The organism is Streptomyces alboniger, assembly GCF_008704395.1.
Classification (GTDB): Bacteria; Actinomycetota; Actinomycetes; order Streptomycetales; family Streptomycetaceae; genus Streptomyces; species Streptomyces alboniger.
Genome location: NZ_CP023695.1, coordinates 6,168,923 through 6,190,760, shown reverse-complemented (window position 1 = coordinate 6,190,760; position 21,838 = coordinate 6,168,923). Strand labels below are relative to the sequence as shown.

1 protein-coding gene is annotated in these 21,838 nt (G+C 71.8%); it reads left to right on the top strand.

What is annotated here, in order from left to right:
- The first annotated feature begins 176 nt into the window (after positions 1-176).
- Positions 177-21,803 (top strand): type I polyketide synthase, encoded by a 21,627-nt coding sequence (locus CP975_RS27315; RefSeq protein ID WP_150477449.1) that lies wholly within the window; start codon positions 177-179, stop codon positions 21,801-21,803.
- Positions 21,804-21,838 lie beyond the last annotated feature (35 nt).

Here is a 21,838-nt window from a genome sequence, read left to right as displayed (position 1 = left end):
TGCGCAATTCCCTGTCCGCCGTCGTCGCGGCATCGAATGCCACCGCATCACCAACCCCCGTACCGGCAATGCCCCAAGGGGTGCGTAGGGGTGTGACCGCCACTCGGCGTCCACATACTCTCGCGTGAAGTCCGGTTTCTTTGAACAGCCATGTCGGCAGAGTTGTGGAGCGAGCGATGGTAGGCCAGTCCGGAGAATTCCGTTCGCAGGCTGAACTGACCGGGCCGGAGCAGGAACACCACCTGCTCGCCTTCGTCACCGGTCTGACCGAGGACGTGCTCAAGAGCGCGGACCGAGAGGTGCCGAACGGGATCGACCCCGAGAGTTCCTTCCTCGAACTGGGCTTCCACTCGCTCGCCGCCGTCGACTTCCACAGCCGGCTCGTCGCGGCCACCGGGCTGCGCCTGCCCGTCACCCTGCCCTTCGACCATCCCACCCCGCGGGCGCTCGCGCGCGAACTCCAGCGCCTCCTGTACGGCTCCGCCGTGGACGCGGGCGACCTGGGCGAGCAGCCGGGCTCCGCCGCGGCCGACGACGAGCCGATCGCCGTCGTCGGCATGGCGGTGCGGCTGCCGGGCGGCGTCAGCACCCCCGAGGAGCTGTGGCGGCTCCTCGCCGAGGGCGGCGACGCGATCTCCGACTTCCCCACCCGCCGCGGCTGGGACCTCGACGGCCTGTACTCTCCCGACCCCGACGACGCGGGCAAGAGCTACACCCGCCGGGGCGGATTCCTGCACGACGCCGGTGAGTTCGACGCGGACTTCTTCGGCATCAGCCCGCGCGAGGCGCTCGGCATGGACCCGCAGCAGCGGCTCCTGCTGGAGAGCACCTGGGAGGCCCTCGAACGCGCGGGCATCGATCCCAAGTCCGTCCGCGGCAGCCAGACCGGTGTGTTCGTCGGCGTCGAGAACCAGGAGTACGGCCCGCGTCTCCAGGATGCGGCCGAGGGTTTCGAGGGCTACTTGCTGACCGGCAACGCCGCCAGCGTGGCCTCCGGCCGTCTCGCCTACACCTTCGCCTTCGAGGGTCCCACCATCACCGTCGACACCGCCTGCTCCGGCTCGCTCGTCGCGCTCCACCTCGCCGTCCAGGCCCTGCGCCGCGGCGACTGCCCCCTCGCTGTGGCGGGCGGCGCGGCCGTCATGTCGAGCCCCGGCGGGTTCCTCGCCTTCAGCCGCCAGCGCGGCCTCTCCGCCGACGGGCGCTGCAAGGCGTACTCCGCGGACGCCGACGGCACCGGGTGGGGCGAGGGCGTCGGCATCGTCGTCCTGGAGAGGCTCTCGGAGGCCCGGCGCAACGGCCACCAGGTCCTCGCGGTGGTGCGCGGCACCGCCGTCAACTCCGACGGCGCGTCCAACGGCCTGACCGCCCCCAGCGGTCTCGCCCAGCAGCGCGTCATCCGCCGCGCCCTCGCGGACACCGGCCTCGCCGCGACGGACGTCGACGCGGTCGAGGGCCATGGCACGGGTACGCGTCTGGGCGATCCGATCGAGGCGCAGGCGCTGCTTGCCACGTACGGGCAGGGGCGCGAGGACGGGGAGCCGCTCTGGCTCGGCTCGCTGAAGTCGAACGTCGGCCACACGCAGGCCGCGGCCGGTATCGCCGGTGTCATCAAGATGGTCCTCGCGATGCGGGAGGGCGTGCTGCCGCGGACGCTGCATGCCGACGAGCCGTCCCCGCACGTGGACTGGTCGGCGGGGAACGTGGCGCTGCTGACCGAGGCGCGCGAGTGGCCGGAGACCGGGCGTCCGCGCCGGGCCGGTGTCTCGTCGTTCGGCATGAGCGGCACGAACGCGCACGTGGTGCTGGAGGAGGCACCGGCCGAACTTTCCGAGCCGGTCTCCGAGACTCCGCTGTCCGAGGCGCCGGTGGTCGGCGGGGTTGTGCCGTGGGTCCTGTCCGGTAAGACGGAGGACGCGCTGCGGGCGCAGGCCGAGCGGCTGCACTCCTTCGTACGGGAGAACTCCGAGCTGCGTCCGGCCGATGTGGGCTACTCCCTCGCCGTGACGCGGGCCCGGTTCGAACACCGGGCCGTGGTGGCGGGCGCGAGCCGCGAGGAGCTGCTGGCCGGCCTTGAGGCTCTCGCCTCCGGGGAGGTTCCGGGCGGTGCGGTGACCTCGGGGAGCGCGCGCCGCGGGCGGGTCGCGTTCCTGTTCACGGGGCAGGGCAGCCAGCGGACCGGAATGGGCCGCGAGCTGTATGACACGTATCCGGTGTTCGCCGCAGCCTTCGACGAGGTGTGCTCCTACCTCGACCTGCATCTGGAACGTCCGCTGAAGGAGATCGTCTTCGGCACGGACGAGGCGGCTGCCGGTCTGATCGATGAGACGGTGTTCACGCAGGCCGCGCTCTTCGCCATCGAGGTCGCGCTCTTCCGACTGGTCGAGGCGTGGGGGCTGACCCCTGACTTCCTGATCGGCCACTCGGTGGGTGAGCTGGCCGCCGCGCACGTGGCCGGTGTCTTCGATCTCGAGGACGCGGCGATCTTGGTGACCGCGCGGGGCCGGCTCATGCAGGCGCTCCCGGCCGGTGGGGCCATGGCCGCGATCCAGGCCACCGAGGCCGAGGTTCTGGAGACGATCGAGGGCCGCGGGCACGAGATCGCCATCGCCGCGATCAACGGGCCCACGTCCGTGGTGGTTTCCGGCGACGAGACCGCCGTGACCGAAGTGCTGGAGCACTGGCGTGAACAGGGCCGCAAGGTCCGCCAACTGCGTGTCAGCCACGCCTTCCACTCCCCCCGCATGGAACCCATGCTGGAGGAATTCCGCTGGCATGCCCGGGTGATGACCTACTCCGCGCCGCGGATCCCGATCGTCTCCAACGTGACCGGTGAGCAGGCCACCGCGGAAGAGCTGTGCTCACCGGAGTACTGGGTGCGGCACGTGCGTCAGGCCGTGCGTTTCCGGGACGGCGTCACCTGCCTCGCCGAGCGGGGCGTCACCTCCTTCGTGGAGCTGGGCCCCGACGGCATCCTCTCGGCGATGGGCCAGGAGTCCCTGCCCGACGCCGAGGACGTGGTCTTCGCCCCGGCCCTGCGCAGGGGCCGCCCCGAGGCCGAGGCCTTCACCTCCGCCATGGGCCGTCTGCACGTGAACGGCGCGGAGCTGGACTGGGACGGGGTCTTCGCGGGCCGCGGCGGGCAGCGCGTGGACCTGCCGACGTACGCCTTCCAGCGCCGGCACTACTGGCTGGAGACGCCCGCCCTCTCCGGGGACGCCACGGGCTTCGGGCAGTCGGCGACGGGACATCCGCTCCTGAGCGCGGCGGTCGCGCTGCCGGAGTCGGACGGGATTCTGCTGACGGGGCGCCTGTCTCTCCAGTCGCACGCGTGGCTCGCGGATCAAGCGGTGCTGGGTTCGGCCGTCGTATCGGGCTCGACGCTGGTCGAGCTGGCCATCCACGCCGGTGACCAGGTCGGCTGCGGGTCCCTGGAGGAGCTGACGCTCCAGACCCCGCTGGTCCTGCCCGAGCAGGGCGCGGTGGCACTGCGGCTGGCGGTGGACGCCGCCGACGACGCGGGCCGCCGCCCGGTCCGGTTCTTCTCCCGCTCGGACGAGGCGGCGCCCGGGAGCCAGTGGACGCTGCATGCCACCGGCACGCTGTCGGGGGCCGCGGAGCCCGCGGCGTTCGACCTGTCGGTGTGGCCGCCGCAGGGCGCCGCCTCCCTCGATACAGATGCGGTCTACGAGCGTCTCGCCCAGGCCGAACTGTCCTACGGCCCGGTCTTCCAGGGCCTGCGTGCCGCCTGGCGACTCGGTGACGACATCTACGCCGAGGTCGCCCTCCCCGAAGGCACCTCCACCGACGGCTTCGGACTGCACCCCGCACTCCTGGACGCCGCCCTGCACGCCCTGCCCCTCACCCCCGACGAGCAGGCACGCACCACCTCCACCTGGCACGACGTCTCCCTCTACGCCACCGGCGCCACCAGCCTGCGCGTCAAACTCTCCACCACCACCGGCTCCCTCACCGCCGCCGACAACACCGGCGCACCCGTACTCACCGCCCAGACCATCACCTGGCGCCAGACCACCCCCGACGAACTCACCACCAGCCACACCGGATTCCACAACTCCCTGTACCGCCTGGACTGGCCCGAACTCAACCCGGCACCCGCCGAACCCCAGACCTGGGCCGTACTGGGCGACCAGCCGGGCCCCTCCACCGACGGACCGGCATTCCCCAGCCTGGCTGAACTCGCCGCCGCCGACACCATCCCCCAGACCGTCTTCGCCCCGCTGGCCGCCTACGACGACACCGACACGGCCACCGCAGCCCACCAGGCCACCCAGCGCGCTCTGACGCTCATTCAGGAGTGGCTGGCGGAGGACCGGTTCGCCGGATCCCGTCTGGTGGTGGTCACCCGTGGTGCCGTCGCCGCCGGGCCGGGTGAAGACGTGACCGATCTGGCCAACGCGCCCGTCTGGGGCCTCGTACGCTCCGCGCAGGCCGAGAACCCCGACCGGTTCGTCCTCATCGACACCGACGGTGAATCGCCCGAACTCGCCACTCTCTGGCCGCTCCTGGCCGCCGACGAGCCCCAAGCCGCACTCCGTGACGGTTCGGTGCGCGTGCCGCGCCTGGTCCGGGTGACCGTCGCCGACGGCGAGCCGGCGGACTTCCACCTGGACCCGGCCGGGACCGTCCTCGTCACCGGCGGCACGGGTGCTCTGGGCTCCCTCGTCGCCCGCCACCTCGTCACCGAACACGGCGCACGCCACCTCATCCTCACCAGCCGCCGAGGACTCGACGCCGAAGGCGCCCCGCAGCTCACCGCCGAACTGACCGAACTCGGCGCCGACACCGTGGAGATCGCCGCCTGCGACGCCGCCGACCGCGGCTCCCTCGAAACGCTGCTCACCTCGGTCGACAGCGGGCGTCCACTGACCGCCGTGATCCACACCGCCGGTGTCCTGGATGACGGCGTCATCAACGCCCTCACCCCCGAGCGCCTCGACGCGGTTCTCCGCCCCAAGGCCGACGCCGCCGTCCATCTGCACGAGCTGACGAAGGACCTGGACCTCTCCGCCTTCGTCCTCTTCTCCTCCTCCGCCGGTCTCTTCGGCGACCCGGGTCAGGGCAACTACGCCGCCGCCAACACCTTCCTCGACGCACTCGCCCACCACCGCCACGCACTCGGCCTGCCCGCCACCTCCCTCCAATGGGGCCTGTGGGAACAGCGCAGCGGAATCACCGGACACCTCACCACCGCCGACATCGAGCGCATCCACCGCTCCGGCATGACCCCCCTCCCCACCACCCACGCCCTCCAACTCCTCGACACAGCACGCACATCGGGCGCCGCTGTCTCGTCGCCCATGAGCCTGGACCTCGCCGCGTTCCGTGCGCCTTCGGCCACGGTCCCCGCCCTGTTGCGCGGGCTCGTCGGCATGCCGGCGCGCCGGGTCGCGGCGAGCGGGGCGGCGGGCGGCACGTCCGCCCTGGCCCGCAGGCTGGCCGGACTCTCGCCCGCCGAGCGGACGAGCACCTTGCTGGAACTCGTACGCGGTCACGTCGCGTCCGTACTCGGTCACGGCGACGCGCGGGCGATCGAGCCGGGGCGAGCCTTCAAGGAGGTGGGGTTCGACTCGCTGACCGCGGTCGAGCTGCGCAACCGCCTGAACACCCTCACCGGCCTCCGCCTCCCGGCGACCCTCACGTTCGACTACCCGACCCCGTCGGCGCTGGTGGAGCACCTCCTCGCCGAGACGTTCGCCGACCAGTCCGCCATCGCCGGTCCCGTGCCCCCGGCCGCCGGGCCGCGTCACGACGACGAGCCGATCGCCATCGTCGGTATGGCCTGCCGCTTCCCGGGTGACGTCGCCTCGCCGGACGACCTCTGGCGCATGGTGGTCGGGAAGGGCGAGGGTCTCTCCGCGTTCCCCACCGACCGCGGCTGGGACATCGAGGGCGTGTACGACCCGGACCCGGCGCGCGTCGGCACGACGTACGTCCGCCAGGGGGGATTCGTCTCCGCGGCGGAATTCGACGCCGGATTCTTCGGGATCTCGCCGCGTGAGGCGCTGGCGATGGACCCGCAGCAGCGGCTGCTCCTCGAAGCGTCCTGGGAGTCGCTGGAGGCCGCGGGGATCGACCCGGCGTCCGTACGCGGCAGCCAGACCGGCGTCTTCGCCGGCGTCATGAACACCGACTACTTCCCGAGCCTCCAGTCGGTCCCCGAGGACCTGGAGGGCTACCTCAGCACCGGCACGTCCGGCAGCGTGGCCTCGGGCCGCATCTCGTACGCGCTCGGCCTCGAAGGCCCGGCCGTCTCCGTGGACACGGCCTGCTCGTCCTCGCTCGTCGCCCTGCACCTGGCCGTGCAGTCGCTGCGCAGGGGAGAGTGCTCGCTGGCGCTTGCCGGTGGTGTCACCGTCATGTCGACGCCGGACACCTTCGTGGACTTCTCGCGCCAGCGAGGCCTCGCCCCCGACGGCCGCTGCAAGGCTTTCGCCGGTGCCGCCGACGGCACGATCTGGGCCGAGGGCGTGGGCATGCTGCTCGTCGAGCGGCTCTCCGACGCGGAGCGCAACGGCCACAAGGTGCTCGCGGTCGTCCGCGGCACGGCCGTGAACCAGGACGGCGCCTCCAACGGCCTGACCGCTCCGAACGGCCCCTCGCAGCAGCGCGTCATCCGCCAGGCCCTCACAGGCGCGGGCCTGTCCGCCGCGGACGTGGACGCGGTCGAGGCGCACGGCACCGGCACGCGGCTCGGCGACCCGATCGAGGCCCAGGCCCTGCTCGCCACCTACGGCCAAGGCCGCGAGGGCGCCGAACCGCTCTGGCTCGGCTCCGTGAAGTCCAACATCGGTCACACCCAGGCGGCAGCCGGTGCCGCGGGCATCATCAAGATGGTCATGGCGATGCGGGAGGGTGTGCTGCCGCAGACCCTGCATGTGGATGAGCCCTCGCCCGAGATCGACTGGTCGGCGGGCGACGTCCGCCTGCTGACCGAGGCGCGGGAGTGGCCGGACACCGGGCGTCCGCGCCGGGTGGGCGTCTCGTCCTTCGGTATCAGCGGTACCAATGCGCATGTGATTCTGGAGCAGGCGCCGGCTGCCGTCGACGCCGCCGTCGACGAGGCGGGCTCCGAGGCTCCGGTCGTCGGTGGGGTCGTGCCGTGGGTCCTGTCCGGTAAGACGGAGGACGCGCTGCGGGCGCAGGCCGAGCGGCTGTACTCCTTCGTACGGGAGAACTCCGAGCTGCGTCCGGCGGACGTGGGCTACTCCCTCGCTGTGACCCGGGCCCGGTTCGAGCACCGGGCCGTCATCACCGGCTCCGATGTGGATGAACTCCTCGCAGGAACCGCCGCGTTGGCGGCCGGGGATGCGTCGGGTGCGGTGACCTCGGGGAGCGTGCGGCGCGGCAAGCTGGCGTTCTTGTTCACGGGGCAGGGCAGCCAGCGGGCAGGAATGGGCCGCGAGCTGTATGACACGTATCCCGTCTTCGCCACCGCCTTCGATGAAGTGTGCGCGCACTTTGAGGGGCAGCTGGAGCGTCCGCTGAAGGATGTCGTCTTCGGTACGGACGAGACGGACGCCGGTCTGATCGACCAGACCGTCTACACGCAGGCTGCGCTCTTCGCGATCGAGGTCGCGCTCTTCCGCCTGGTGGAGGCGTGGGGGCTGACTCCTGACTTCCTCGTCGGGCATTCGGTGGGTGAACTGGCCGCCGCGCACGTCTCCGGTGTCTTCACCCTGGAAGATGCCGTCAAGCTCGTCGCCGCGCGTGGACGGCTTATGCAGGCGCTCACCGCTGGCGGTGCCATGGCCGCGATCCAGGCCACGGAGGCGGAAATCCTCCCGCTTCTGGAAGGCCGCGAGCGCGAGATCGCCATCGCCGCCATCAACGGACCCACGTCCGCGGTGATTTCCGGCGACGAGACCGCCGTGACCGAGGTGCTGGAGCACTGGCGTGAACAGGGCCGCAAGGTCCACCAGTTGCGCGTCAGCCACGCCTTCCACTCACCCCGCATGGAACCCATGCTGGACGAATTCCGCACCATCGCGGCGGGTCTGTCCTACGGGACTCCGAGCGTCCCGGTTGTCTCCAACCTCACCGGCCAGCTCGCCTCTCCCGAGGACATCGGCTCGCCCGACTACTGGGTCCGCCACGTCCGCCAGGCCGTCCGCTTCGCCGACGGCATCAGCCACCTGTCGGAACAGGGCGTCACGTCCTTCATCGAGCTGGGCCCCGACGGAACCCTCTCCGCCATGGCCCAGCAAACCCTCACCGACACAGAAGAGGCACTCTTCACCCCCGTACTCCGCAAGAACCGCCCCGAAGCGGAAACCCTCACCTCCGCCCTCGCCCAAGCCCACATCCAGGGCGCCGAACTCGACTGGAACGGCATCTTCGCAGGCCACGACGCACACCGCGTCGACCTCCCCACCTACGCCTTCCAGCACCAGCACTACTGGCTGGAGCAGACTGTCCCCACCGGCAGCCTTGCCCCTGCCGGCCTGGCGTCGGTCACGCACCCGCTGCTCGGCGCGGCGGTCGCGCTGCCCGCGACGGGGACCATCCTGCTGACCGGCCGTCTCTCGCTGCAATCCCACGAGTGGCTCGCGGAGCATGTGGTGATGGGCGTCCCGATGGTGCCCTCGTCGGTCCTGGTGGAGCTGGCGACCCAGGCGGGTGACGAAGCCGGTTGCGGTGCGCTGGCGGAGCTGACGCTCCAGGCTCCGCTCGTCCTGCCCGCACAGGGTGCCGTCGCCCTCCGGGTGACCGTGGACAACACCGACGAAGACGGGCACCGGGCCGTCGCGATCTACTCGCGCGCCGAAGAGGCCTCGATCGACGAGCCGTGGGTGTGCCACGCCACGGGCCGCGTCACCGGAGTGGCCCAGGATGCCGACTTCGACCTGTCGGTGTGGCCGCCGCAGGGCGCCGCCTCCCTCGATACAGATGCGGTCTACGAGCGTCTCGCCCAGGCCGAACTGTCCTACGGCCCGGTCTTCCAGGGCCTGCGTGCCGCCTGGCGACTCGGTGACGACATCTACGCCGAGGTCGCCCTCCCCGAAGGCACCTCCACCGACGGCTTCGGACTGCACCCCGCACTCCTGGACGCCGCCCTGCACGCCCTGCCCCTCACCCCCGACGAGCAGGCACGCACCACCTCCACCTGGCACGACGTCTCCCTCTACGCCACCGGCGCCACCAGCCTGCGCGTCAAACTCTCCACCACCACCGGCTCCCTCACCGCCGCCGACAACACCGGCGCACCCGTACTCACCGCCCAGACCATCACCTGGCGCCAGACCACCCCCGACGAACTCACCACCAGCCACACCGGATTCCACAACTCCCTGTACCGCCTGGACTGGCCCGAACTCAACCCGGCACCCGCCGAACCCCAGACCTGGGCCGTACTGGGCGACCAGCCGGACCTCTTCACCGACGGACCGGCATTCCCCAGCCTGGGTGAACTGGCCGCCGCCGACGCCATCCCCCAGGTCGTCTTCGCCCCGCTGACGGCCTACGAGGACACCGACGCGGCCGCCGCAGCGCACCAGGCCACCCACCACACCCTGGCCCTGGTCCAGGAGTGGCTGGCCGAGGACCGCTTCGCCGACTCCCGCCTGGTCTTCGTCACGCGCGGTGCCATCGCCGCCGGTCCCGACGACGCTGTCACCGACCTGGCCAACGCACCCGTGTGGGGCCTGGTACGCGCAGCCCAGTCCGAGAACCCCGACCGGTTCCTCCTCATCGACACCGACACCCAGTCGCCCGAACTCACCACTCTCTGGCCGCTCCTGGCCTCCGACGAGCCCGAAGCCGCACTCCGCGACGGCGCCCTGCGCGTGCCGCGCCTGGCCCGCCCGGCCCTCACCGAGACCACCGCTTCACCCCTGGACCCGTCCGGGACCGTCCTGATCACCGGCGGCACGGGTGCTCTGGGCTCCCTCGTCGCCCGCCACCTCGTCACCGAACACGGCGCACGCCACCTCATCCTCACCAGCCGCCGAGGACTCGACGCTGCGGGTGCACCTGAACTGGCCGCCGAACTGGCCCAACTCGGCGCGGACACCGTGGAGATCGCCGCCTGCGACGCCGCCGACCGTGAGGCCGTCGCGGCCCTCCTCGCCGGTGTCCCCGCCGAGCGTCCCCTCGATGCCGTGATCCACACGGCCGGTGTCCTCGACGACGGTGTCATCAACGCCCTCACCCCCGAGCGTTTCGACACCGTGCTCCGCCCCAAGGCGGACGCCGCGCTCAACCTCCACGACCTCACCAAGGACCTGGACCTCACCGCCTTCGTCCTCTTCTCCTCCGCCGCCGGTGTCTTCGGCGACGCGGGCCAGGCGAACTATGCGGCCGCCAACACCTTCCTCGACGCACTCGCCCACCACCGCCACGCACTCGGCCTGCCCGCCACCTCACTCGCGTGGGGTTTCTGGGAGCAGCGCAGCGGCATCACCGGGCACCTCTCGGCCGCCGACATCGAGCGCATCAAGCGGTCAGGCATGCTGCCGATCTCCTCGCAGCTCGGCATGTCCCTCTTGGACGCCGTCATCTCGTCGTCGGACGAGGCACTGCTCGTGCCCATGCCGCTCGATCTCGCCGCGCTGCGCGGCCAGGGCACAGCTCTGCCCGCGCTGCTGCGCGGTCTGGCCGGCTCTCCCGCCCGCCGTGTCGCCGGCGGGACGAGCACCGGCGCCGAGACGTCATCGCTGGCTCTCCGCCTCGCCGGGCGGCCGGAAGGTGAGCAGAGCGGCGTACTGCTCGACCTGGTGCGTACTCACGTCGCGGCCGCTCTGGGCCACGGCAGCGCGGACGCCGTCGCGCCGAAGCGCGCCTTCAAGGAACTGGGCTTCGACTCCCTCACCGCGGTCGAACTGCGCAACCGTCTGAGCGGCGAGACCGGGCTGCGGCTCCCCGCCACCCTGGTCTTCGACTACCCGACGCCCGCCGCACTCGTCGACTTCCTGCGCACCGAACTCCTCGGTGCCGCGGGGACCGACGCGAGCGGCACGACCGGCGCCAACTCGCAGGTGGTTCCGGTCGGCACGCCGGGGTCGGACGACGACCCCATCGTGATCGTGGGTATGAGCTGCCGCTTCCCCGGCGGGGTGTCCTCCCCGGAGGAGCTGTGGCAGCTGCTGCTCGACGGGCGTGAAGGGCTCTCGCCGTTCCCGACGGACCGCGGCTGGGACGTCGAGAGCCTGTACGACCCGGATCCGGCGAAGACGGGCACGACCTACGTCCAGGTCGGTGGGTTCCTGGAGAGGGCGGGCGACTTCGACCCCGCGTTCTTCGGGATCTCGCCGCGCGAGGCGCTCGCCACGGACCCCCAGCAGCGTCTGATGCTGGAGGCGGCCTGGGAGGCCTTCGAACGTGCGGGCATCGACCCCGATTCGGTGCGCGGCAGCCAGACCGGTGTCTTCGCCGGTGTGATGGCCACCGACTACTTCCCGGGCCTCCAGTCGGTCCCGGAGGACCTGGAGGGCTACCTCAGCACCGGCACGTCCGGCAGCGTGGCCTCGGGCCGCATCTCGTACGCGCTCGGCCTCGAAGGCCCGGCCGTCTCCGTGGACACGGCCTGCTCGTCCTCGCTCGTCGCCCTGCACCTGGCCGTGCAGTCGCTGCGGCAGGGTGACTGCTCGCTGGCGCTGGTCAGCGGTGTCACCGTGATGGCGGGGCCGGACACGTTCGTGGACTTCTCGCGCCAGCGCGGCCTCGCCCCCGACGGCCGCTGCAAGGCCTTCGCCGGTGCCGCCGACGGCACCGCGTGGGCCGAGGGCGTGGGCATGCTGCTGGTCGAAAAGCTGTCGGACGCGCGGCGCAAGGGCCACCAGGTGCTCGCCGTCGTCCGCGGTTCCGCCATCAACCAGGACGGCGCCTCCAACGGTCTGACCGCTCCGAACGGCCCCTCGCAGCAGCGCGTCATCCGCCAGGCCCTCACGGGCGCGGGCCTGTCCGCCGCGGACGTGGACGTGGTCGAGGCGCACGGCACCGGCACGCGGCTGGGTGACCCGATCGAGGCCCAGGCCCTGCTCGCCACCTACGGCCAAGGCCGCGAGGGCGCCGAACCGCTCTGGCTCGGCTCCGTGAAGTCCAACATCGGTCACACCCAGGCGGCAGCCGGTGTCGCCGGTGTCATCAAGATGGTCATGGCGATACGGGAGGGTGTCCTCCCGCGGACCCTGCATGTGGATCAGCCGTCGCCCGAGGTCGACTGGTCGGCGGGTGCGGTGTCGCTCCTGACCGAGGCGCGGGAGTGGCCGGAGACCGGGCACCCGCGCCGGGCCGGCATCTCGTCGTTCGGCCTGAGCGGCACGAACGCGCACACCATCATCGAGCAGGCACCGGTCGATGACTCCGAAGCGTCCGTCGAGGCGGGCTCCGAGGCTCCTGTCGTCGGTGGGGTCGTTCCGTGGGTCCTGTCGGGCAAGACGGAGGACGCGCTGCGGGCACAGGCCGAGCGGCTGTACTCCTTCGTACGGGACAACTCCGACCTGCGTCCGGCCGACGTGGGGTACTCCCTCGCTGTCACCCGGGCCCGCTTCGAGCACCGAGCCGTCATCACCGGCTCTGACCTGAATGAACTCATGGCAGGTACCGCCGCGTTGGCGGCCGGCGAACACTCCGGGTCCATGGCCACGGGCAGCACGAGCAGCGGGCGGGTCGCGTTCCTGTTCACGGGTCAGGGCAGCCAGCGGGCCGGAATGGGCCGCGAGCTGTATGAGACCTACCCGGTGTTCGCCGCTGCCTTCGACGAAGTGTGCGCGCACTTTGACGGGCAGCTGGAGCGTCCGCTGAAGGATGTCGTCTTCGGTACGGACGAGACGGACGCCGGTCTGATCGACCAGACCGTCTACACGCAGGCCGCACTCTTCGCCATTGAGGTCGCACTCTTCCGGTTGGTGGAGGCGTGGGGGCTGACCCCTGACTTCCTCGTCGGGCACTCCGTGGGTGAACTGACCGCCGCCCATGTGGCCGGTGTCTTCACCCTCGGCGACGCGACCAAGCTCGTCGCGGCACGCGGTCGCCTCATGCAGGCGCTCCCCGCTGGCGGGGCCATGGCCGCGATCCAGGCCACCGAAGCTGAGGTTCTGGAAACGCTCGAAGGCCGCGAGTCCGAGATTGCCATCGCCGCCATCAACGGACCCACGTCCGTGGTGATTTCCGGCGACGAGACCGCCGTGACCGAGGTGCTGGAGCACTGGCGCGAGCAGGGCCGCAAGGTCCACCAGCTCCGCGTCAGCCACGCCTTCCACTCACCCCGCATGGAACCCATGCTGGACGAATTCCGCACCATCGCAGCAGGCCTGACCTACGGCACCCCGAACATCCCGGTCGTCTCCAACCTCACCGGCCAACTCGCCACCCCCGAAGACATCAGCTCACCCGACTACTGGGTCCGCCACGTCCGCCAAGCCGTCCGCTTCGCCGACGGCATCACCCACCTCGCCGAACAAGGCGTCACGTCCTTCATCGAACTCGGCCCCGACGGAACCCTCTCCGCCATGGCCCAGCAGACTCTCACCAACACCGCGGCATTCACGCCCGTACTCCGCAAGAACCGCCCCGAAGCGGAAACCCTCACCCAGGCCATCGGCACCGCCCACGTCCACGGCGCCGAACTCAACTGGGACGGCGTCTTCGCAGGCCACGACGCACACCGCGTCGACCTCCCCACCTACGCCTTCCAACACCAGCACTACTGGCTGCAAGCGACGGCTTCGTCCGGCGACGCCACCAGCCTCGGGCTCGGCACCACCGGGCACCCGCTGCTCGGCGCCACCATCGCTCTCCCGGACTCGGACACCACCGTCCTCACCGGCCGGCTCTCCCTCCAGTCGCAGCCGTGGCTGGCCGACCACACCGTCATGGGCACGGCAGTGGTGCCGGGCTCGGCGCTGGTCGAGCTGGCGATCCACGCCGGTGACCAGGTCGGGCACGGCACGATCGACGTCCTGACGCTCCAGGCCCCGCTGGTCCTCCCCCAGCGCGGTGGCATCGCGCTGCGCGTGACCGTGCAGGAGGCCGACGAGAACGGGCTCTGCACGGTGCGGATCTTCTCCCGGCCCGAGGAGGCGGAAGCGGACGAGGCATGGGTGCTCAACGCGGACGGCGTGCTGTCCGCCATGGCTGAGGGAGCGTCTGGGGAAGAGTCTCTCGATCTGTCGGTGTGGCCGCCGCGGGGTGCCGTCGCGATCGACGTCGACACCACCTACGAACACCTCGCACACGCCCAACTGACCTACGGACCCGCCTTCCAGGGCCTGCGCGCCGCCTGGCAGCTCGAAGACGACATCTACGCCGAGGTCACCCTCCCCGAAACCGCCACCACCGACGGCTTCAGCCTCCACCCCGCCCTTCTCGACGCCACCCTGCACGCCCTGCCCCTCACCCCCCACGAACAGGCACGCACCACCTCCACCTGGAACCACGTCACCCTCCACGCCACCGGCGCCACCACCCTGCGCGTCAAACTCTCCACCACCAACAACACCCTCACCGCCACCGACAACACCGGCACACCCGTACTCACCGCACAGACCATCACCTGGCGCCAGACCACCCCCGACGAACTCACCACCGGCCACCACCCCTTCCACGACTCCCTCTTCCACGTGCAATGGCCGCAACTGCCCCTCCCCCCGGCCAACCCGGGCGCGAGCATCATGTCGGCCATCGTCGGCGCGGATCCGGCGGAGCTGGCGGAGTTGGCTCAGGCGGACAGCGTGCCCGCCGTGGTGTTCGTACCGCTCACGGCCACAGCCACGGCCGGTCCTTCCGAGGCGGACGTCGCGGGCACCGTCCGTGCGACCGCGCATCGCGTGCTGGAGCTCCTCCAGGGCTGGCTCGCGGAGAGCCGTTTCGCCGACTCCCGCCTGGTCTTCGTGACCCGGGGCGCGGTCGCGACGGGTGCGGACGACGGCGTCGAGGACCTCGTGCACGCCCCTGTCTGGGGCCTCGTACGGTCGGCGCAGGCCGAGAACCCGGGAAGGTTCGCCCTCATCGACCTGGAGGCGACCGACGCCACCGGGGCCGAACTCCTCACGGCCGTCACCGCCACGGGTGAGGAGCAGGTGGCCGTGCGCGGCGGCAAGGCCCTCGTCCCGCGCCTGGCCCGCTTCTCCGGCCGGGGAACTGAGCCGGGAGCCGGTATCGACAACCGGGGCACGGTCCTGATCACGGGTGGCACCGGCTCGCTCGGCGCGCTGTTCGCCCGTCACCTCGTCACCGAGTACGGCATACGACACCTCGTCCTCACCAGCCGCCGAGGCCGTGACGCCGAGGGTGCCGACGAGCTGGCCGGCGAACTCAGCGCCCTCGGCGCGAGCACCGTCACCGTCGCCGCCTGCGACGCCTCGGACCGCGCAGCCCTCGCGGCCCTCATCGCCGACGTCCCCGCCGAACACCCCCTCACCGCGGTCATCCACACCGCCGGTGTTCTCGACGACGGGGTCATCGACTCCCTCACCCCGGACCGGCTCGACGCGGTCCTGCGCCCCAAGGCGGACGCCGCCGTCCATCTGCACGAGCTGACGAAGGACCTCGGCCTCTCCGCGTTCGTCCTCTTCTCCTCCGCGGCCGGTGTGTTCGGCGAGGCCGGGCAGGGCAACTACTCGGCCGCCAACAGCTTCCTGGACGCGCTGGCCTCCCACCGCCGCGCCCAGGGACTGCCCGCCACCTCACTCGCCTGGGGCTTCTGGGAGCAGCGCAGCGGCATCACCGGACACCTCTCGGCCGCCGACATCGAGCGCATGAGGCGTGCGGGGACCGTGCCGCTCACCTCGGAGGAAGGGCTCGCGATGTTCGACGCCGCGGTCCGCGGCACGGAGGCGACGCTCGTTCCGATCCCGCTGGACCTGGCGGCGCTGCGGACACAGGGCGGTACCGTTCCGGCGCTGCTCCACAAGCTCGTCGGATCTCCCGCGCGGCGCACGGTCCGGACCGGGGCCGTGGCCGCCGGATCGGGTCTGGCGCAGCGCCTGGCCGGTCTGTCGCGGGGCGAGCAGGACAGCGTGCTGCTGGACTTCGTACGTACGCACGTGGCCGCCGTTCTCGGTCACGGTGGCGCGGACGCGGTCGAGCCGGGGCGCGCTTTCAAGGAGTTGGGCTTCGACTCGCTGACCGCCGTCGAACTGCGCAACCGCCTGGGCGGCGAGACCGGGTTGCGGCTCCCCGCGACCCTGGTCTTCGACTACCCGACGCCCGCCGCGCTCGTCGAGTACATCGGCGGTGAGGTGCTCGGGCAGGACGCCGGGACGGCGCTCGCCGTCGCCGCGCCGGCCGAGACCGCCGTGGCGACGGACGACGACCCGATCGCGATCGTGGGCGTCGCCTGCCGCTACCCCGGCGGGGCCACGTCGTCCGAGGCACTGTGGCGACTGCTGCTCGCGGGCGAGGAGGGCCTGACGGACTTCCCTGCCGACCGCGGCTGGGACCTCGACGCCCTCTTCGACTCCGACCCCGACCGCGTCGGCACCACCTACGCCCGGGTCGGCGGCTTCCTGGAGAGTGCCGGTGACTTCGACCCCGCGTTCTTCGGGATCTCGCCGCGCGAGGCGCTGGCGATGGACCCGCAGCAGCGGCTGCTCCTCGAAGCCTCCTGGGAGGCGCTGGAGCGCGCCGGGATAGACCCGGCGTCCATCCGCGGCAGCCAGACCGGCGTCTTCGCCGGTGTCATGAGTTCCGACTACTACTCGGGCCGCGACTCCGCCCCGGAGGGCGTCGAGGGCTACCTCGGCACCGGCAACTCGGGCAGTGTCGCCTCGGGCCGCGTCTCGTACGTACTCGGCCTCGAAGGCCCGGCCGTCTCGGTGGACACGGCGTGCTCGTCCTCGCTCGTCGCCCTGCACCTGGCCGTGCAGTCGCTGCGCCAGCGGGAGTGCTCGCTGGCACTGGTCGGTGGCGTCACCGTCATGGCCAGCCCGGACACGTTCGTCGACTTCTCGCGCCAGCGCGGCCTCGCCCCCGACGGCCGCTGCAAGGCCTTCGCGGCGGCCGCGGACGGCACCGGCTGGGCGGAAGGCGTGGGCATGCTGCTCGTCGAGCGGCTGTCGGAGGCGCGCCGCAACGGCCACACCGTTCTCGCGCTGGTGCGCGGCACGGCCGTCAACCAGGACGGCGCGTCGAACGGGCTCACCGCCCCGAACGGCCCCTCCCAGCAGCGCGTCATCCGCCAGGCCCTCGCCAACGCGCGGCTGACGCCCGCCGAGGTGGACGCCGTGGAGGCACACGGCACCGGCACGCGGCTCGGCGACCCGATCGAGGCCCAGGCCCTGCTCGCCACCTACGGCCAGGGCCGCGAAGGCGCCGAGCCGCTGTGGCTCGGCTCCATCAAGTCCAACATCGGCCACAGCCAGGCGGCTTCGGGCGTGGCGGGCATCATCAAGATGGTCATGGCGATGCGGGAGGGGCTGCTGCCCAAGACCCTGCACGTCGACGAGCCGTCGACGGAGGTGGACTGGTCGGCGGGCGACGTCCGGCTGCTGACCGAGGCCCGCGAGTGGCCCGAGGCCGGGCACCCGCGCCGGGCCGGCGTCTCGTCCTTCGGCATCGGTGGCACCAACGCCCATGTGATTCTGGAGCAGGCGCCGGTCGATGACTCCGAGGCCGCCGTCGACGAGGGGGGCTCCGAGGCTCCTGTCGTCGGTGGGGTCGTTCCGTGGGTCCTGTCGGGCAAGACGGAGGGGGCGCTGCGGGCGCAGGCCGAGCGGCTGCACTCCTTCCTGCGGGACAACTCCGAGCTGCGTCCGGCCGACGTGGGGTACTCCCTCGCCGTGACGCGGGCCCGGTTCGAACACCGGGCCGTCATCACCGGCTCCGATGTGGATGAACTCCTCGCGGGTGTGCAGGCGTTGGCCGCGGGCGAGCCGTCCGGTGCCGTCACCTCGGGCAGCGTGCGGCGCGGCAAGCTGGCGTTCCTGTTCACGGGGCAGGGCAGCCAGCGCGCCGGGACGGGCCGCGAGCTGTATGAGACCTATCCGGTGTTCGCCGCAGCCTTTGATGAAGTGTGCGCGCACTTTGAGGGGCAGCTGGAGCGTCCGCTGAAGGATGTCGTCTTCGGTACGGACAGCGGTGACGCCGGTCTGATCGACCAGACCGTGTACACGCAAGCCGCGCTCTTCGCCATTGAGGTCGCACTCTTCCGCCTGGTCGAGGCGTGGGGGCTGACCCCTGACTTCCTCGTCGGACACTCCGTGGGCGAACTGGCCGCCGCGCACGTCTCCGGCGTCTTTGCTCTGGAAGACGCTGTGAAGCTCGTCGCCGCGCGCGGTCGCCTCATGCAGGCGCTCCCCACTGGCGGAGCCATGGCCGCGATCCAGGCCACCGAAGCTGAGGTTCTGGAAACGCTCGAAGGCCGCGAGTCCGAGATCGCCATCGCCGCCATCAACGGGCCCAAGTCCGTGGTGATTTCCGGTGACGAGACGGCCGTGACCGAGGTGCTGGAGCACTGGCGTGAGCAGGGCCGCAAGGTCCACCAGCTCCGCGTCAGCCACGCCTTCCACTCACCCCGCATGGAACCCATGCTGGAGGAGTTCCGCACCATCGCGGCGGGCCTGTCCTACGGGACTCCGAGCGTCCCGGTCGTCTCCAACCTCACCGGCCAGCTCGCCTCTCCCGAGGACATCGACTCGCCCGACTACTGGGTCCGCCACGTCCGCCAAGCCGTCCGCTTCGCCGACGGCATCACGTTCCTCGCCGAGCAAGGCGTCACGTCATACATCGAGCTGGGCCCCGACGGCACCCTCTCCGCCCTGGCCCAGCAAACCCTCACCGACACAGAAGAGGCACACTTCACCCCCGTTCTCCGAAAGAACCGCCCCGAAACGGAAACCCTCACCCAGGCCATCGGCACCGCCCACATCCACGGCGCCGAACTCGACTGGAACGGCGTCTTCGCAGGCCACGACGCACACCGCGTCGACCTCCCCACCTACGCCTTCCAGCACGACCGCTACTGGCTCGAAGCGCTGGCTCCCCTCGGCGATGCCTCCGGGCTCGGCCAGGCGCCCGCCGGGCACCCGCTGCTCGGCGCCACCATCGCCCTTCCGGAGTCGGACACCACCGTCCTCACCGGCCGGCTGTCCCTCCAGTCACACCCCTGGCTGGCCGACCACGTGGTGCTCGGGTCCGCGTTGCTGCCCGGGTCCGTCCTCGTCGAGCTGGCGATCCACGCCGGCGACCAGGCGGGCTGCGGCAACCTGGCGGAACTGGCCGTCCAGACCCCGCTCGTGCTCCCGCAGCGCGGCGGAAGTGCCGTACGCGTGACCGTGGAGGCCGCCGACGCGAGCGGTGACCGGCGCGTGGTGATCTACTCGCGGCCCGACGACGCCGACGCGCGAACCCCGTGGACCCTGCACGCCGAGGGCGTACTCACGGACGGTACGACCGATGGCGACTTCGAGCTGTCGGTGTGGCCGCCCGAGGGTGCCACGGAGGTCGGACTCGACGGCCTGTACGACGACTTGACGGACCTCGGCGCCGAGTACGGGCCGGTCTTCCAGGGGCTGCGCAATGTCTGGCGGCTCGGCACCGACACGTACGCCGAGATCGCGCTTCCCGAGGGGACCGCGACCGACGGCTTCGGGCTCCATCCCGCGCTCCTCGACGCCGCCCTGCACACCCTGCACCTCGACGCACTCGACACCCTCGGCGCGGTCGAGGACGGCCGGATCTCCCTGCCGACCACGTGGAGCGGCGTCACACTCCACGCGACGGGCGCCTCCCTGCTGCGCGTACGCATCAACGAGCATCTCGGCGTACAGATCGCGGACGGCTCCGGCTCGCCCGTGGCGACGATCGCCGCGCTCGGGCTGGAACCGGTGACGGCCGAGGCGGTCTCCGCGGGCCGCACCGGGTTCCATGAGGCGCTGTTCCACTCCGAGTGGGCGCCGTTGGCGCTCGGCGCGTCCGGCACTGCCGCGCCCGACATCGCCGCCGGGTGGGCCGTGCTCGGGGGCGACACGCTGGGCCTGCCGGTCGACGGCGCGGCGTGGTACGCGGACTTGAGCGAGCTGTCCCGGGAGGGGTCCGTACCGCCGGTGGTGTTCGCACCCCTGAGTTCCACGCCCGACACACCTGACACCGACACGCCTGAGTCGAGCGGCGGGGCCGCTCAGGGCGATGCGCGGGGTCTCGCTCAGGCTGCGCACGACGCGCTGTACGGGGCGCTCGGCCTGGCCCAGGAGTGGCTGGCCGACGAGCGGTTCGCCGATTCGCGGCTCGTGCTCGTGACGCAGGGGGCGGCCGCCACCGGGCCCGACGAGGACGTACCCGACCTGGAGAACGCCGCCGTCTGGGGGCTGATCCGCTCGGCGCAGACCGAGAATCCGAACCGGTTCGTACTCCTTGACGTACGCGGTGACGAACTCACCGCCGAACTGCTCGCCACGGCCCTCGACTCCGGTGAGCCCGAGCTGGCCGTCCGGGGCGGCCAGGTGTCCGCGCGGCGCCTCGCCCGCGTTCCCGCCGCCGGGGTGCCTACGACGGCCCCTGTCGAACTGGACCGGGCGGGCACCGCGCTGATCACCGGCGGTACCGGCACGCTCGGTGCGCTGGTGGCGCGGCACCTGGTGACCGAGCACGGCGTGCGCCGTCTCCTCCTGACCAGCAGGCGCGGTCTCGACGCCGAGGGCGCACCGGAGCTGGCCGCCGAGCTGACGGCACTCGGCGCGCAGGTGGAGATCGCCTCCTGCGACGTGACGGACTTCTCGGCGCTTGCCTCCCTGGTGAAGTCCGTGCCGGCCGACCACCCGCTCACAGCGGTCGTGCACACCGCCGGAGTGATCGACGACGCCACGATCGGCTCGCTCACACCTGAGCGGCTCGGCCGGGTGCTGCGTCCGAAGATCGACGCGGTGCTCAACCTCCATGAGCTGACCCGGGACCAGGACCTGTCGGCGTTCGTCCTCTTCTCCTCCGCCGCCAGCCTCTTCGGCGAGGCGGGCCAGGCCAACTACGTCGCGGGCAACTCCTTCCTCGACGCCCTGGCGCAGGCCCGGCGCGCCGACGGCCTCGCGGCCACCTCGCTCCAGTGGGGCTTCTGGGGGCAGCGCAGCGGCATCACGGGCCACCTCTCGGCGGCCGACGTACAGCGCATGGAGCGCGGTGGCATGCTGCCGATCTCCTCGGAGCTGGGCATGTCGCTGTTCGACGTGGCCCGCGAGTCCGGTCGTCCCGTGGTCGCCCCGGTGCGCCTCGATCTCACCAAGCTGCTCGCTCAGGAGGGCGGTTCGGACGAGGCTCTGCTGCGCGGGCTGCGGCGTGGTCCCGGCCGGCGTGCGGCGGCGGCCGGCGGGCCCGCCGGTCACGGGGCGACACTCGCCGACCGGCTCGCCGGGCTCAGCGGTACGGAGCAGGACGCACTGCTGCTGGAATCCGTGCGCACCCATGTCGCGGCGGTGCTCGGCCACAGCGGCGGCGCGGGCCTCGAACCGGGGCGTGCTTTCAAGGAGTTGGGCTTCGACTCGCTGACCGCGGTCGAACTGCGCAACCGTCTGGGCGCGGAGACCGGCCTGCGGCTGCCGGCCACTCTCGTCTTCGACTATCCGACGCCGCTCGCGCTCACCGGATATCTGCGCGCCCAGCTGGTGCCGGACGGCGAGGGCCCCGACACCGGCGCCGACCCCGAGGAGGCGCGTATCCGCTCCGCCCTCGCGGCGGTCCCGCTGGCCCGCTTCCGCGAGGCCGGTGTGCTGGATCTCCTGATGGACCTGGCCGGTCTGGGTGACGCGGACCCCGCGCCCGAGGACGACGGCCGATCCGACGCGATCGACGACATCGACGCGATGGACACCGAACACCTGATCCGTATGGCGCTCGGAAACGCCGACTCATGACGTCTGATGCTGATGTGACGTCTGTTGTGACGTCT

Coding starts and splice junctions, on each gene's coding strand:
- CP975_RS27315 (WP_150477449.1), top strand. CDS start 177: ATGGTAGGCCAGTCCGGAGAATTCCGTTCGCAGGCTGAACTGACCGGG.